This window comes from Chromatiaceae bacterium (assembly GCA_016714645.1).
Classification (GTDB): Bacteria; Pseudomonadota; Gammaproteobacteria; order Chromatiales; family Chromatiaceae; genus M0108.
In genome coordinates this window covers 579,461-594,539 of record JADKCI010000005.1, presented here as the reverse complement: position 1 = coordinate 594,539, position 15,079 = coordinate 579,461, and the positions used below count along the sequence as shown (strand labels likewise).

Annotated in this window: 14 protein-coding genes and 1 pseudogene; 5 read left to right on the top strand and 10 right to left on the bottom strand. The window is 66.3% G+C overall.

Annotation, left to right across the window (positions count from 1 at the left end; translation table 11 throughout):
- Positions 1-12: 12 nt before the first annotated feature.
- Together IPN92_19290 and IPN92_19285 are read right to left on the bottom strand one after the other, a co-directional pair.
- A complete protein-coding gene (locus IPN92_19290) occupies positions 13-1,344 on the bottom strand; it encodes a DEAD/DEAH box helicase (protein ID MBK8640320.1) in 1,332 nt (443 codons plus the stop codon).
- Between the two features lie 55 nt (positions 1,345-1,399).
- Positions 1,400-2,524 carry a glycosyltransferase family 2 protein gene (locus IPN92_19285; GenBank protein MBK8640319.1) on the bottom strand — a complete coding sequence of 375 codons (1,125 nt, stop codon included), beginning with the start codon at positions 2,522-2,524 and terminating at the stop codon, positions 1,400-1,402.
- Positions 2,525-2,638: 114 nt separating this feature from the next.
- On the opposite strand from IPN92_19285, the gene IPN92_19280 reads away from it, so the two are divergent.
- The 4 genes from IPN92_19280 to IPN92_19265 are packed head-to-tail and all read left to right on the top strand — an operon-like array spanning position 2,639 to position 7,506.
- The gene (locus IPN92_19280; protein ID MBK8640318.1) at positions 2,639-4,216 is read left to right on the top strand and encodes a glycosyltransferase family 39 protein; all 1,578 of its coding nucleotides are present in this window, start codon (positions 2,639-2,641) and stop codon (positions 4,214-4,216) included.
- Positions 4,194-4,922, top strand: coding sequence for a phosphatase PAP2 family protein (locus tag IPN92_19275; protein ID MBK8640317.1), 729 nt, complete (start codon positions 4,194-4,196; stop codon positions 4,920-4,922). The genes IPN92_19280 and IPN92_19275 overlap by 23 nt, the downstream gene beginning before the upstream one ends.
- A gap of 6 nt (positions 4,923-4,928) precedes the next feature.
- Complete coding sequence (locus IPN92_19270) at positions 4,929-6,473, top strand: glycosyltransferase family 39 protein (GenBank protein MBK8640316.1); 1,545 nt, start codon at positions 4,929-4,931, stop codon at positions 6,471-6,473.
- A gap of 46 nt (positions 6,474-6,519) precedes the next feature.
- The gene (locus tag IPN92_19265; protein MBK8640315.1) at positions 6,520-7,506 is read left to right on the top strand and encodes a S49 family peptidase; all 987 of its coding nucleotides are present in this window, start codon (positions 6,520-6,522) and stop codon (positions 7,504-7,506) included.
- A 42-nt stretch (positions 7,507-7,548) separates the two neighbouring features.
- On the opposite strand, the gene maf is transcribed toward IPN92_19265, so the two are convergent.
- From maf to IPN92_19250, 3 genes and pseudogenes are all read right to left on the bottom strand, one after another.
- Positions 7,549-8,145, bottom strand: coding sequence for a septum formation inhibitor Maf (gene maf, locus IPN92_19260; protein ID MBK8640314.1), 597 nt, complete (start codon positions 8,143-8,145; stop codon positions 7,549-7,551).
- Between the two features lie 147 nt (positions 8,146-8,292).
- Positions 8,293-8,721: a nucleoside-diphosphate kinase gene (gene ndk / locus IPN92_19255; GenBank protein MBK8640313.1), complete on the bottom strand. Its 429-nt coding sequence runs from the start codon at positions 8,719-8,721 to the stop codon at positions 8,293-8,295.
- A 281-nt stretch (positions 8,722-9,002) separates the two neighbouring features.
- A pseudogene (locus IPN92_19250) lies at positions 9,003-9,260 on the bottom strand (type II toxin-antitoxin system RelE/ParE family toxin).
- A gap of 385 nt (positions 9,261-9,645) precedes the next feature.
- Between IPN92_19250 and IPN92_19245 the strand changes: the two are divergent.
- A complete protein-coding gene (locus IPN92_19245; protein MBK8640312.1) occupies positions 9,646-10,296 on the top strand; it encodes a hypothetical protein in 651 nt (216 codons plus the stop codon).
- Positions 10,297-10,344: 48 nt separating this feature from the next.
- Here IPN92_19245 and IPN92_19240 read toward each other — a convergent pair whose 3' ends face one another.
- The 5 genes from IPN92_19240 to IPN92_19220 form a co-directional block, all read right to left on the bottom strand.
- A complete protein-coding gene (locus tag IPN92_19240) occupies positions 10,345-11,157 on the bottom strand; it encodes a DUF3313 domain-containing protein (protein MBK8640311.1) in 813 nt (270 codons plus the stop codon).
- A complete protein-coding gene (locus IPN92_19235) occupies positions 11,154-12,530 on the bottom strand; it encodes an anion permease (protein MBK8640310.1) in 1,377 nt (458 codons plus the stop codon). Before IPN92_19235 ends, IPN92_19240 begins: the two co-directional genes overlap by 4 nt.
- A gap of 12 nt (positions 12,531-12,542) precedes the next feature.
- Positions 12,543-13,574 carry an amino acid ABC transporter substrate-binding protein gene (locus tag IPN92_19230; protein MBK8640309.1) on the bottom strand — a complete coding sequence of 344 codons (1,032 nt, stop codon included), beginning with the start codon at positions 13,572-13,574 and terminating at the stop codon, positions 12,543-12,545.
- Positions 13,575-13,655: 81 nt separating this feature from the next.
- Positions 13,656-14,744, bottom strand: coding sequence for a hypothetical protein (locus IPN92_19225; protein ID MBK8640308.1), 1,089 nt, complete (start codon positions 14,742-14,744; stop codon positions 13,656-13,658).
- A gap of 47 nt (positions 14,745-14,791) precedes the next feature.
- Positions 14,792-15,073 (bottom strand): hypothetical protein, encoded by a 282-nt coding sequence (locus tag IPN92_19220; protein MBK8640307.1) that lies wholly within the window; start codon positions 15,071-15,073, stop codon positions 14,792-14,794.
- Positions 15,074-15,079 lie beyond the last annotated feature (6 nt).

Here is a 15,079-nt window from a genome sequence, read left to right as displayed (position 1 = left end):
GTCGCTTTTGCCTCAGTCCTTGGGCCGTTTCAGGGGCCCAAAGCCGGCATCCACACCCGTCTCCGAGGAGGGCTGACGCCGCTTGCCGATGGTCTTACGGTCCCGGTGGCGCTCCTTGGCCTTGGGGGCCTGGTCGACCGCCTTTTTGGGCCGCTTGGCTTCGGGTTTCTTCCGGGGGGTCCTCGAACGGGTCGGGCCGGTATATCGGGCCTCCAGGCCCGGTAGCTTCAAGGGCTCCAGTTCCAGTTGGAGATAGCGTTCGATGCTTTCCATGCGGTTCCACTCTGGCGAACTCACCAGGGTCATGGCGAGGCCCAGGGCCCCGGCCCGGCCGGTGCGACCGGTGCGATGCAGGTAATCGCTGCCGCTGCGAGGCACCTCGAAATTGATCACCAAGTCCATCCCGGGCACGTCCAGGCCGCGGGCCGCCACGTCCGTGGCGACCAGGACCCGGATGCGGCCCTCCCGCAAGAGATTCAAGACCCGGTTGCGCTCGCCCTGATCCAGCTCGCCATGCAGGCTGGCGGCGCGATGAGCCTTGCCGACCAGGAAATTGCCCAGGGCCGCCGCCTGCTCGCGCGTATTGGTGAAGACCAGCACCTTCTCCACCGTGCTGGCGGTCAGCAGGGCATCGAGGAGGGCCCGTTTGTGCTCCAGGTCGTCCGCCAGCAGGCGCTGGTGATGGATGTCGGGGTGGGCGGCGCGGTGATGGTCGGCCTGGACCCGCTGGGGGTCGCGCAGGGCTGCGTCGATAAAGGACTGGATGCCGGTCCGGGTCAGGGTCGCCGAGAAGAGCAGGGACTGGCGGTCCGGGTTACACACCTCGATGATCCGCATGACATCGGGGGCGAAGCCCATGTCCAGCATGCGGTCGGCCTCGTCCAGCACCAGGACCTCCAGATCCCCCAGGTCCGTCGCGCCACGCTCCAGGTGATCTAGGAGCCGCCCGGGCGTGGCGATGAGAATGTCCGGATTGCGGCGCAGGCCGGCCACCTGTTGGCTGGCGGAGACGCCGCCAACGATGACCCCGGCGGTGAGCCGCGTGAAGCTGGCGACCTGGAGGAAATGCTCCTGGATCTGATAGGCCAGCTCCCGGGTCGGCGCCAGGACCAGGGCGCGGATGCCCTGGCGCGGCGCCGGCTGGGCCAGAAACCGCTGCATCATGGGCAGCAGAAAGGCGATGGTCTTGCCCGACCCGGTGGCGGCGGTCACCAGCAGGTCGGTACCGGCGGTAGCAAGCGGGATCACCAGTCGCTGGACCGGGGTCGGCGCGCTGAATCCCAGCTTATCGAGGCCCCTCATCAGGGCCTCGGGCAGATCGAAATCGGTAAAGTAAGCGTTCATGGGGTTGCAACATACACCAAACCGCCGCGGTGGGCAGCCAATCGCCACATCTGAATCAGCCCGCCTTGCCCCGCCAGGTATAGACGGCGGTCACGGCGTAGTTCCAGACAGCGCCCACCAGGATGCCGGCGAGGGCGGAGAGGATCCAGCCGGAATCGCCCTCGAAGAGGTAGGTGGCGATGCCGACATTGGCGATGGCGCCCACGGCGCAGGCCAGGACGAAGGAGAACCAGCCCCAGATCAGTTGCCGGCCGCGCAGCCGGACGTCGCGGTAGGTCAGGCTATTGTTGAGGAAGAAGTTGGTGGTCATGGCTACCAGGGCGGCCACCGTCTGGCCCAGGAGGAAGGATGCCCCCAGGAAGCGATTCAGGAGCCAGAGTACCGCCAGGTGTACGAGCACGCCGGAGCCGCCGATGAGGGAGAAGGCGATGAAGCGCACCGGTATCCGGGGGCCGATAAATTTTTGCAGCAGCATCAGCGCGTATTCCCAGAGCACGGCGTTGTCGAGTTTGCTCTCCCCGGCCTGGCGCTGCCGGAAGTCATAGGGGACCTCCGCGAATTGCAATGGCTGGGGCGAGGATGCCAGGATGTCGAGGAGGATCTTGTAGCCGACGCCGCTGAGGTAATGCACGCAGTTAGCCAGGATCTCAGCCCGCACCAGGAAGAAGCCACTCATGGGGTCGGCAAGGTCGGCATGGGTCAGACGTTGAGCCAAGCGGCTGGCGAAGCGACTCATGGACTGGCGGCGCTCGTTCCAGTCGCCGAGGCTGCCGCCGGCGACGTAGCGACTGCCGACGACGAGGTCGAGTTTTTCGGCCTTGATGCGCTCCAGCATCAGGGGCAGACGGGTCTCGTCGTGTTGCAGATCGGCGTCGATGACCGCCAGATAGGGCGCTGTGCTCGCCAACATGCCCTCGATGCAGGCAGAGGAGAGGCCGCGGCGGCCAATGCGCTTCAGCAATCGGATCCGGGGATCCTGTCGCGCCAGTGTCTCTACCCGCTCCGCCGTGCCGTCGGGGGAATCGTCATCGACGAAAATGATCTCCCAGGCGATGCCCTGGAGGCAGGCCTGGAGCCGCCGGGCGATTTCCGCCACGTTATCGGCCTCGTTGAAGGTCGGGATGATGACGGCGACTTCGGGCGGCGGGCAAGAGCCCAGGACCAGGGAGGGGTCGGACATGGTGGCTTGTTCCTGTGGCGAGCACCAGCGGCTCCCCGCGGGCCCAGTTATTGTAAGCTATGAGGCCCTTGGCGGACAGCCGTCCCCCTTGCCCTGACCCTGCCTCGGAACGCCATGCCCTCAGGTCGATCGCTCCCGGATGCCGATCCCACCCGCCACTGGGTGGTCTGGGCCTTCGCCTTTATCCTCCTGTGGCGATTGTGGGCCGCCTGGATGCTACCGGTGACCCAGGACGAGGCCTACTATTTCGACTGGGCCCTTCGCCTCGACTGGGGCTATTTCGACCACCCGCCGGGGGTAGCCCTGCTGGGCCTGGGCGCTCGGCTGGTTCCGTCCTCGGCCCTGGCGGGGCGGCTCGGTAATCTCCTGGCCGCGACCCTGACCCTGCTGGTGCTCCTCCGCTTCTACCGCGGCTGCGGCCTGGATGCCCGGCAAGCCTTTCTGGCCCTGGTGATGACGAGCGCGACCTTCGCGGGCCTGGTCTCCGGCGTCCTGGCCACCCCCGACACCCCCCTGGCCCTGGCCTGGGCCCTTGCGCTGCACGAGGGGCTGGCGGCCCTGAGCGGTGACCGGCGCCGCTGGGTGACGGCGGGCCTGGCCACCGGATTGGGACTGCTCGGCAAGTATGGCATGGCCCTCATCGGCCCCGTCTTTCTCTGGGCCATTCTCTGGGCGGACCCCAAGGCCCTGCGCACGCCCTGGCCCTACCTGGGGGCCCTGGCGGCCATCCTCTTCTTCGCGCCTAACCTCATCTGGAATGCCCAGCACGACTGGCTCACCCTCCGCTTTCAGTTTGGCCACGGCTTTTCCACCTCCGCCGGCGTCCTCTCGGCCGACGCGGTCGGGACTGCCCTGGCCCTGCCCGAGCGGGCATCCGTGCTGGAACAGGCCGACCTGGGTGAGCGCCTGCTGGCCGTCCTGAGCTTCATGGGCATTCAGGCCGCCCTCTGGGGCCTGATGCTTTTTCCCCTGCTCGCGGCGCTCTGGCGGGGGTGGAGCGTCCGTGCCCAGGCCGGCCCCTGGGTTTCGGATCGCGGTGCTCGCGCCCTCCTGGTCACCGGAACGGTCTTCCCCCTGGCCTTCTTTGGGCTGGTGGCGGCCTTCAGCGCCGTCCAGCCCAATTGGGCGGTGCTCTACCTACTGACGGGGATCCCCCTGGCGGTCCTGGCCTCGGTGGGGCATCGCCGCGCCCTGCTGGTGGCGGCGGGGGCCAATGTGCTCCTCGTCAGCCTCTATCTGCTCCATGCCCGGACCGGCATCCTGCCCCTGCCCGACAACCAGCAGCGCATCCTGCACGAGACCCATGGCTTCCAGGCCCTGGCCAGGGAGGTGGAGGGCCTGCCCGGCCCCGTTTTCGCCGACCGCTACCAGCTCGTGGCCATGACCCGGTTTTACGCCCCGGGTCTAGACATCACCCAATGGCCCGGCCTGTTCCGGGCCTCGGAATATGTGCGCGGCCAAATCGCCCCGCCAGATGATCAGGATCGCATCGCCCGGGCGGGGGGCTGGTGGCTGCTGAGCCGTAATCCCCCACGGCCGGTGATCCCGGGTTTCCGGCTCGACCGGCAAAGGCTCCTGTATGATTGCCTGCGGGAGGGTTTGCTGGAGGCCACCGCCGGCCAGCCAGACCCTTGCGCCGAACCTATCCATCGCTGGTGGCTGCTGCATTATGTCCCTGATCCATCAACCTGAGTCCCGCCCGGGTCCGGGTCGCCGCTTCCTGAACGCGCCTGTGTGGCTGTGGCTGGCCTTCGCGGGCGTGGGGCTGATCTTCACCCTCCTGCCCCAACTGGATCTCGCCGCCTCCAGCCTCTTTTATACCCCGGGGGTTGGCTTCACGGCCCGGGGGACCTGGTTCGAGCGGCTGGTGCATCAATCCACCTACTGGTTCCTGGTCCTCGGCACCCCGGCCCTGGTGGGCCTGTGGCTGGCGCGGCGCCGCGGCTGGCTCCGGGGTTTCGGGATCGGGGGTCGGGACCTGGCCTTTCTGCTGCTGGTCCTGGTCTTGGGGCCGGGGCTCCTGGTCAACGGTATCCTGAAGGAGCATTGGGGCCGCGTTCGGCCTCTGAACTGCCAGGAATTTGGTGGCACCGGGTTCTTTACCCCCGCCTTTGTCCCCTCCGACCAGGGGGGGCGCTCCTTCAGTTCGGGTCATGCCTCCGGCTCCAGCTACTGGGTCGTGGTCGCCTTGGTGCTGGCGCCTCGGCGCCGGCTTTGGCTTTGGCTGGCCCTGGGCTATAGCCTCCTCGTCGCCTGGGCACGCCTGGCGGCGGGTGGCCACTTTTTGAGTGATATCCTGGTCTCCTGGTTTATTGTCGCTCTCCTGGCCTACTGGCTGGATGGGCGCTTGTCCCCGCCACGGCCCGGGCCGGGATCGGCCCCGCTCTCTCACCGCTAACCACTCATGACCCTTCACCCCGGTTTGTCTTTTGAACGACCCGCAAGGGCGGTGCTGGCACTCATTGGCGCCTTCCTGGTGCTGCGTCTGATCCTGGCCGCGACCCTCGGCCTGGGCGTTGACGAGACCTACACCCTGGCGAACGCGCGGGATCTCTCGCTCTCCTATTTCGATCATCCGCCCCTGCATTATTGGCTCATCCACCTCTTCATGCCGGTGCTGGGCGAGGGCCGTGCGGCGCGGCTGCCCTTCATCCTCCTGTTCGCCGGTTCCTCCTGGCTGCTCTTCGCCTTGACCCGCCACCTGTTTGGCGCCCAAGCAGGGGTCTGGGCGGTGCTGGCGCTCAATTTATCGGCCTTTTTTACCCTGTCCGGTGGCGGTCTGGTGCCGGATGGTCCCCTGCAATTCTTTCTGCTGGCCGCTGCCCTGGTGCTGGCGCGGGGGCTCTTTCCCGCCGGGGACCCGCCCTCAGCCTGGACGACCTGGCTCTTCGCGGGACTGTGGCTCGGGCTGGGGGGATTGTCGAAATACCATGGCGCCCTGTTCGCCCTGGGCCTCATCATCTATCTGGTCAGCGTGCCCGCGCGGCGGCCCCTGTTGCGGCACCCGGCCCCTTGGGTGGGGGCCCTGATCGCTCTCATCCTCGTGTCGCCCGCCCTCATCTGGAATATGCAACATCAATGGGTGTCCCTTGCCTTTCAGGCGGGACGCGGCCTGCCCCAAGGACTCCGGGTCGGCCAGGTTTTCGCCAATATCGCGGGCCAGATGGCGTGGATCCTGCCCTGGATCTTCGTGCCGCTGGTCATCGCCGCCTGGGGCGCCCTGCGCGCCGGGCGCGGGGCGGAGCGCTCCTGGTATTGCCTCTGCCTGGCCCTGCCCGCTATTGCCATATTTACGATCGTGCCGCTCTGGGGTAGCCGGGGCCTGCCCCATTGGCAAATGCCCGGCTGGCTGCTGCTCTACCCGGTGTTGGGGGCTTACCTGGCGCGGGCCGCCGTGACCGACTGGCCCCGGCGGTGGGCGATCGCCTCCGCCGCCGTCCTGGTCGGTCTGATCTTTATCATCGTCGGCCATGCCGCCACGGGCCTGGGCCGCGTCTGGTTCCCGGGCCTCCTGGCCAAGGATCCGACCCTGGAGGCTCTGGAGTGGACGCCCCTGCGCGACGAACTCCAGGCGCGTGGTCTGCTTGACCGCCCAGATCTGTTCGTGGTGGTGTCCCATTGGATCACCGCCGGAAAGATCGATCATGCCCTGGGGGATGCGCTGCCGGTCGTCGTGTTCGGCCAGGACCAGCGCCACTTTGCCTTCCGCCATGACCCCACGCTTTTCGTTGGTCGCGATGCCCTCATCATGGGGCGAGGGGACGATATCGAGGAAGACCTGCCCGCCCTGCGGACCTATTTCGCGAGTGTCGAGGAATTGCCGCCCTTTGCCTTTGGCCGCTCCGGTATGCGGGAGCTGGAGACGCGCATCCTGCTGGCCCACACCTTGAAGTCGCCATTGCCGGCGGCCTACGGCCGGGCGATCAAACCCTCGGCCTCCGCTAACTGACGCCGCCCTGCCAGCGGCCTCCCTAAAACGAGCGAGTGAAGACGCCATGAACCTGAAATTTTGGAAAAAGGGTCCTCCCCAGGGGCCGGGGCCGGGGGAGGAGGGCTGGGAACAGTCCCTGCTGGAACGGGTCGTTACTGACAGCCTGCGGGAGCAGAAACGGACCCGGCGCTGGGGCATCCTCTTCAAGCTGCTGACCTTTGCCTATCTCTTCGTGCTCCTGGGGGTCCTGTGGCAAGACAAGCTGGTCGATCGCCTGACTCCGGGCGAGAAGCACACCGCCGTCATCGATATCAAGGGGGTCATCGCCGTGGGTACCCAGGCCGGCGCCGAGGATGTCATCGACGCCCTCGACAAGGCTTACGAGGACGAAAACACCAAGGGCATCATCCTGCGCATTAATAGCCCAGGCGGCAGCCCGGTGCAGGCGGGCCAGATCAATGACGAGGTGCGCCGGCTGCGGGAGAAGCACCCGGCGATCCCAGTGCATGCCGTGGTCTCGGATCTCTGTGCATCGGGTGGCTACTACGTGGCCGTGGCGGCGGAGGCTATTCATGTGGACAAGGCCAGCCTAATCGGTTCCATTGGGGTGCGTATCGATGCCTTTGGCTTCCAGCAGGCCATCGAGGAACTGGGTATCGAGCGCCGTCTGCTGACCGCCGGCGCCAACAAGGGCATCCTCGACCCCTTTTCCCCGATGCCCGAGACCCAAAAGGTATTTTTGCAGGGCCAGTTGGACCAACTCCACCAGCAGTTCATCAGCGTGGTGAAGGCGGGGCGAGGCGACAAGCTCAAGGGCGGCGAGGAGATCTTTAGCGGTCTTTTCTGGAACGGCGAGGACAGCCTCGAATTGGGCCTGGCCGACCACCTCGGTAGCACGGAATCGGTCGCCCGCGACGTGATCGGCGCCGAGAAGCTGGTGGAGTTCACCGCCAAGAAGGACCTGTTCGAACGTCTGGCCAATCGCATGGGGACGGCCATGGTCAATGCCTTCGTTGAACTGGCGGGCGGCGCCTATCCCATGGCCCGGTAATCGCGAGGGATCGCGGCTAAACCGGTAACGGCTAGCTTCAATTCAGTCCGGATGACCGAGGATATCGACACCCTCGGCCTCCAGCATGGCCACCAGCCGGATGAGGGGCAGCCCGACGAGGGCGCTGGGGTCGTCGCCCTCCAGCCGCTTGAACAGGGCGATGCCCAACCCCTCGGATTTGAAGCTGCCCGCGCACTGGTAGGGCCGTTCCCGGTCCAGGTAGCCGGTGATCTGGTTCTGGGTCAGGGCGCGGAAGTGGACGCGAAAAGGCTCACGCGTCACCTGGGCCCGGCCGGTGGCGCTGTTCAGGAGGCAGAGCCCGGTCTGAAAGACCACGGCCTTGCCCGCGGCCTGGGTGAGCTGGGTCAGGGCCCGCTCGCGATTGCCGGGCTTGCCCAGAATCGCATCATCGACGCAGGCCACCTGATCCGAGCCGATGATCAGGGCCGCCGGGAAGGCTGCCGCCACGGCCCGGGCCTTGGCCTCCGCCAAGCGCGTCACCAGGGCCTCCGGGGACTCGCCGGGCTGGCGCGCCTCATCCACCTCCGGGGCGGCGGTGAGGAAGGGCAGGCCTAGTCGCCGCAGGAGTTCGCGGCGGAAAGGGGAGGTCGAGGCCAGAACCAGGGTGGGATGCGTCACGGGGGAGCCTCGGGGCGGTATGAGCGGGAGAGAGGCGCTGGCGGGGCAGGCTCACCCGAGCTGGCAAGATTGTTAACGTCAAGCCTGATCCAGGGTGGCGCGCTGGAGGGGCGAGAGAGACCCCACCCGCGCGGCCAGACAGGGCCTTCAGCGGGTGCGCTCGCAGACGCCCTCGGGGAAGAAGAAGGCGATCTCGACGGCGGCGGTATCCGGGCCATCGGAGCCATGAACCGCGTTTTCCGTCACCTCTTGGGCAAAATCGGCGCGGATGGTGCCGGGGGCGGCCTTGGCCGGGTCGGTGGCGCCCATCAACTCCCGGTTGCGGGCGATGGCGTTCTCGCCTTCGAGGACCTGGACCATGATGGGCCCGGAGGTCATGAAATCGACCAGTTCCCCGAAGAAGGGGCGCGCCTGGTGGACGGCATAGAAGGCCGAGGCCTGTTCGCGACTCAGGTGCAGCATGCGCGCCGCGAGGATGCGCAACCCGCCCTGCTCAAAGCGTTGGTAGATATCGCCGATATGGTTCTTGGCGACGGCGTCGGGCTTGATGATGGAAAAGGTACGTTCGATGGCCATGGGGCGGAGACTGCCTGCGTGGATTGACAAGGGGAGGGCGGGGAAGCCCGTCGGCGCGGTCGCGCCCTTTCGGCCCCAAGCCCGCCCGGCTAGGGAGCGCGGATTTTAGTCCCTGACGATCCAGGTGGCAATTCAGGGCGAGCACGACCAGCAATTCCAAATTTGTCCCCTACCCGGTGTTTGGCCGGCCCCGGACTTTGCGCGGCGCCGATCGCAGGCTGTCGCAATGTCGGGTTACGCTGTGCTACCCCGTCTCGCCACTCGCGTTAACGCGGTCCGCCTCAGCGGTAGATGTCCCGGCGGTGTCCGACCTTGATGACCAGGAGCAACAGCCGGTAATCTTCAATGCGGTATATGGCCTGGTAATCACCGGCGCGCGCACGATAGAGCCCATCCTCACCGGTGGGCTTCGCCACGCCAGAAGGGCGCGGGTTTCCGGCAAGCTGGGCAATGACCTCGCCAGGCTACCGTTGCGCGGGCCTCGGTAACTTGTCGAACTGGCGTTTGGCCGCGGCGGCAAAGGCGATGCTATAGACCAAGTTCGGCCTTTAACGGATTCCCAGGGGATAATTTCCTCCTCGCCGCGGGCGATGCGAGCCAGGACTTTCCGGGCCTCTTCCAGGTCCTCCAGGTCCTCCAACCGCTCCATCAGGGCCTCGTACTCGGCCAGGGGCAGCAATACCGACAGACGCTTGCCATCGGGGGCAGTGATAAACCGAGGGTGTAGGGGGGCATGTCGGCGCTCTTGGTGTGGCCCCGGAGGGAAAGTAGCCTTGCCGGGCGTGGCAGTCAAGCGGGTCCCGGCCAGGAAATTTTCACCGGGGTGACGGCGCTCAAGGCCGGATGGGCCATGCCGATACCCATGCAGGGTCATCTGCTAGATCTCTCCGGGTCTGGAATCAGCTATCATCCCAAGATCCCTCCTTGCTCCCTATCGCCAAGTTCGCCATGTTCTCCCTACATTTTTCCAGTCTCGTCAAATATTTGATCGGCATATTTTGTCTCCAGGGTACCACGGGGCTGATCGTTTATGCGGCCCTGAAGACGGACCTGACCCAGACCTGGCCCCTCTATGGCGCCTTGGGTGTGACCGTCGCGGCCATGACCGCGCTTTGGTTTAGCAGCATCGCCACCGGTGCCCGCAAGGAATCCCTGGCCAAGGCCCAGGCCAGCTTTTCACGGGAGAAGGAACAGCTCCGGGTCCGGGTCGAGCAGGAGAAAATTCGGGAGATCAAGAACACTCAGCGCCAGGCGCAACGTCAACAGCAGCGTGCCAGGCTGGGCAGTCAGGCCAAGACCGGCCTCATTATTGCCGGCGGCGTGGGCGCGGGGCTGCTGCTGCTGATGACCCAGATGATCTCCCTGGGCGTGCTGGCGCTCTCCACCGCCGGAGGCGCGGCCATCGGCTATGGGGTGCGGGCCCGTCAGGAGCGTTTGGCCAGCGGCGAGGGCGATCTGTTACGGCTTGGTCGCCGCGCCAAGCCGGTGCGGGTACTGGAGGCGGGATCGCAACCCCAAGCTATCACCCAAAATCCCCGCCCGGTGGGGACCGAGCGGGGCTGGGAGACGGAGTGACGACCCCGGTTTGGGGCTAGGCCCTCTTGCGGGGAGACGACACCCCCCTTAGCCTTGGGGCTTTGCCCCGCGCAGAGCGGCCAGACGCTGGGCGATAAGGACGGCCCATTTGTCGAAGGCGTTCTTGGCATAGGCCCAGGCCTGGAAGGAGTTGACATAGCCGCTGGTCCAGGTCTGGACGGCGCCACCCATCCCATTCTTGTCGTCTGCGGCGTACTTGCGGCCGATCTGGGTATCACGACATTCGGCGAGGATTTTTTGGGTGCCGCCGTCGATGACCTGCATTTCGATGCCGGTCTCGCCCAGATAGGGGGTGGACCCGGCGGGCCGACCGGTCGCGGCCCCGGACCCGATCTCGGCGACGAAGCCATAGGGGACCAGGGTGCCGAGGGCGCTTTCACCTACCTTGGTTGGCACCAGATCGGTCAAGGCAATGCGCAGGGCCAGCACGCCTGGTCCGGCCTTGTCAACGACCTTGGTCTTGGGCGATAGGGCCTTGACCAGGGCCTGATGGAAATAGTCCGTCAGGGCCTTGAGGTCGGTGGGGTCGATGCCATCCCCCTGGCCGTCCTTGAGCTTGACACTCATGCGGGTGATGAGCACTTTGTCATAGATCCCCGCTTGTAGTTGCGGATTGCTCCAGCATTGGACGCCATCGGCCCAGGGTACGGGGGCCAGTCGCTGGTAATCACTCAGAAAGCCACTTTTGGTCAGGCGGGCTGGATCGCTGACGGTGACATCGGTGCCACTGCCGAGGATGGCGGCGGACCCGGCATCCGGGGTGTTGGTGCAGCCCGTGGCCAGCAGGGCCAGGGTCAGGGCCGGGAGGGGCCGGACGAGCCGGAGGAGGACAGGTTTCATGGCAAGATCTCCGCCATCGGGGTTGAGGGAGCGGCGCCAAGAAGGCTGGTCAGGGCCAGAACATACAGGGCGCCCATGGTAAGTTGGGCGAGGGTGATCGGCACGCCGTAGCGCGCGAATGTCGCAAAGGTGACATGGGCGCCCTGGTTGTTGCAGATGCCAACGCCGACGATGTTGGCCGAGGCCCCGATCAGGGTGGCGTTCCCTCCCAGGGTGGCGCCGAACATCATGGCGATGAAGAGGGGCAGGGTCGCCGCCGGCCAGTCGGTGAAACTGGCGGCCAGGGCAAACTCGGGGACGGCCTGGGCGGCCACCAGATACCCCTTGGCCATGATGAGCGAGGCGGCCACCACCGGGATATTGGCCAGCAGGCTGGACAGGAAGCCAATGCCGGCCAGCATGACCAGGGCCACTAGGGTGATCTCGGCGCCAAACCAGCCATAAAGCTGCAGGGACATACCCTGCAGGAGTCCGGTTTTGGTGAAGGCCTGGACCAGGGAAAAAATGGCGGCGAGAAAGATCAGAGTCTTCCAGTCCAGGTCGCGCAGCACGTTGTCCACCGGTTCGACCCGGGCGCTATGGATCACCAGCAGGGCCAGGCTGGCGGCGATGATGGCGACGGAGGGCGGGGGGACCGAATTGGGCAGGCTCTCGCCGAAGAGGAAGAGCAGGACCATGACCAGGAGCACCCCCAGGGCGAGGATGACAAAGCCCGGCCGTGCGATGGGTTCGGCCGGCTCGGGGTCGGGCAGGACCAGGCGCAGGCGCCAGATGTCGCGCATGAGCCAGGGCAGCAGGGGGAGGATGGCCAGGACCGCCAGCAGGCCGCCCAGGCTTACGGTACGCAGATATTCCCCGAAGGAGAGGCCGATGGAACTAGCTACCAGGAAGGTCGCCGGGTCGCCTACCAGGGTCAACATGCCCGCGGAATTACTGATGATGGCGGTGAGGATCATGGGGCCAACAAAATCGATCTTGAGGGCCCGGCAGACCCCCAGGATGACGGGCGCGACCAGGATGACGGTGGTGGCGTTGGGCAGGAGGGCGCAGATGGGCGCCACCAGGGCGACCAGCAGGAGCAGGAAGCGTTTGCCACTGCCACCGGTGGCGCGCAGCAAGATGGCCCCCAGGCGTTCGAAGAGCCCGGTCTTGCTCAAGACCCGCGCCACCACCATGCCGCCGAACAGCAGGGCGATGGGGCCATTGGCGACCCGCACCGTCTCCATCAGGTCATTACGGTCGAGGATGCCGGTCAGGACCAGGACGGACAGCCCCAGCAGGGCGGCCACCGTCATATCGATCAGGTCCAGGGCGATCAGCAGGATGACGGCGGCAAAGACGCCGATGGTCAGGTAGATCTGGAGGTCGCTCATGGTCTCGCCTCGCTACTTGTAAGGCGGGGCGTACATGAGCCCGCCATCCTTCCAGAGCCGGTTGAGGCCGCGCTCCAGCCCAAGTTCACTGTCCGCGCCCAGGTTGCGCTCGAAGAGTTCGCCATAGTTGCCGACGGTGGCCAGGGCGCGCAACGCCCAGCCCTTGGCTACGCCCATTGACTTGGCCAGGGCATCGGCCTCCTGCTCGTTCCAGCGCAGCAGGGCGGCGTAAAAATCCAGGGGCGGGTCATTGGCCAGGGCGCGGGTGAAGCCCAGGTCCTCGGCGTGCAGGAGGACGAAGAAAACCCAGCGGACCATGGTGGTCCACTGCTGATCACCCCCCCAGACCGCCGGGGCCAGGGGCTCGCTGGAAATGAGATCAGGGAGGATGCGGTAGGCCAGGCGGCCGGCGGGAGCCAGGAGGCGCGCTCCCGCGAGCTGACCACTATCGGCGCTATAGGCCTGGCAACGGCCACCGAAGAAGGCGGCGGTGGCCTCCTTGGCGGAGTCGAAGACCAGGGGCTTGACCCTTAGCCCCTGGCGCTCGAAGTAGGGCCGGAGATTGCGCTCGCTGGTGGTGCCTTTCTGGACGCAGAGGGTTGCCCCGTTCAGGTCGGTGGGGTGCTTAACCGGGCTCTCCGCTGGCACCATGAAGGACTGGCCGTCGTAATAGAGGGTGGCGGTGAACTGAATGCCCATGACCGCCTCCCGGACCAGGGTCCAGGTGGTATTGCGGGCCAGGAGGTCGATCTTGCGGGCCTGCAGGGCGGGAAAGCGCTCCGCGGCCGAGAGGGGCACGAATTTGACCTTTTCGCCGTCCCCGATCACGGCGGCGGCCACTGCCCGGCAGAAATCGGCGTCCAGACCCCGCCAGCGCCCCTCGGGGTCGCGCTCCGAAAAGCCCGGGATGCCCTCGCTGACCCCGCAGCGCAACACGCCACGGGATTTGACCCCCTCCAGGACCTCCCCCGCCCGCACGGGAGAAAGGCCCAGGGTCAGGATGAGGAGACTGGCGATTGCCAGGATGAAGTTACCAAGCCGCATGGGCACCCCCGGATCGTTCAGGCCCCCTTCAGCCTTCGCGAAGGACACCCTGGTTAGCAAAATGAATGGGCTCCGCTGATCTCACATCCCCCGGATGCCGAGTTGGGAGGCCAGGAAGGGGTCCACCTGCCCGACCACCTGTTCCAGGGACAGCATCTCCTCCCGAGGGCAGCGCACCAGGGTGATGACGCGCCGCCGCGAACCGACGGTAAATTCGATCAGGGAGAGTTCGTTGACCTGCGCCCGCGGCTGGCCCTGGGCGGCCTCGTCGAGCTTGATCCCCAACAGGTCCAGACGCAGGGGGATGTGGGCGAGGTGAATCTGGTCGCCGGGGGTCGCAAAGAGGGCACGCACCTGTTCGAGGGTGGCATCAAGACCCATGAGGGGACCGCCCAGGGCCTCCATCTGGCGCGCGTTCTCCGCCAGGCTCTGCTCGACGGTCAGGATCTCGTCCCCCAGCTTCCCATCCACGTCCAGGCCGCGCGCGCGGGTGCGCAGGCTGCGCAGCCGCACCTCCTGGATCTGGCGCTCATGGTCCAGACCCTGGCGTTGGCCGAGGGTTTGGGCCAGTTGCGCCTGGGCCAAGCCGATAAAGAGGTGCAGGGCGCGGTTCAGGGCCTCCTTGCGCACTTCCGCCTCGGTGGGCGAGGGCGCCAGGATCAGCGGTTCCACGAAGCCGACGCTGGTCTGGGCCAGATCCCGTTGCAGCATATCGCCCTGGAGGCCGATACCGAAGACCTGCCGCTCGGCGCGGGTCGAGGTCATGATGCAATAGGCCTCGGTCGCGAGGGGCTCGCGTTTGAAGTAGTCGCTCAGTTCCGGCGCGCGGGAGAGGCAGAGGGGCAGGTCCTTGGCAGCCGCGAAGAAGGCGTTGACCTGGGGATCTCGCTGCCAGGCGGCGCGGCTTAGTTCGATGGCGGGAGGCAGTTGGGCGATGATGGCGGTGACGAAATCCAGGAAGCGCTGGATTTCCGGACCCAGCTTGACCTGATAACCGCTGACGGCCCGGAGTTTGGGTTCGACGCCGGAGACCACCTCCTCGACCGCCTCGGCCAGGGCCTTGGCCCGCTCGCGCTCAAGCTGCCGCGCCGCGCCGCGCGCCGCGAGCCAACCACGCACCTGTCCCAGGAGTCCAGGAACAACAGCGCCAGGGTTCTCGCTTTCATTCATCTCCAGGCCCTCCCTTCAAAAGGTGTACGGACAGGAAAATCGGGCGGCTAGCCAGGTCCTTGTTCATTCTTCAAGGCTTGGGTGGTGATGTCCTTGTAAAGGTGGACGATGCGACCGGCCAGGTCCTGCCATTCCGGGTGTTGGTCAATAAAGGGCTTGACATCGCTGGCATCCTGGAGCACCTCTTCCAGGAAGGAGATATCCAGGTCGCTCAGGCGTTCGCCACGATCGACCAGGGCCTTGAGGTCCAGGGCCCGGGGCAAGCGCTGTTGCTCCAGTCGTTCGACCAATACCTCGATCATGCCGGCATCTTTTTCCGAAGTCGTCATTGTTCA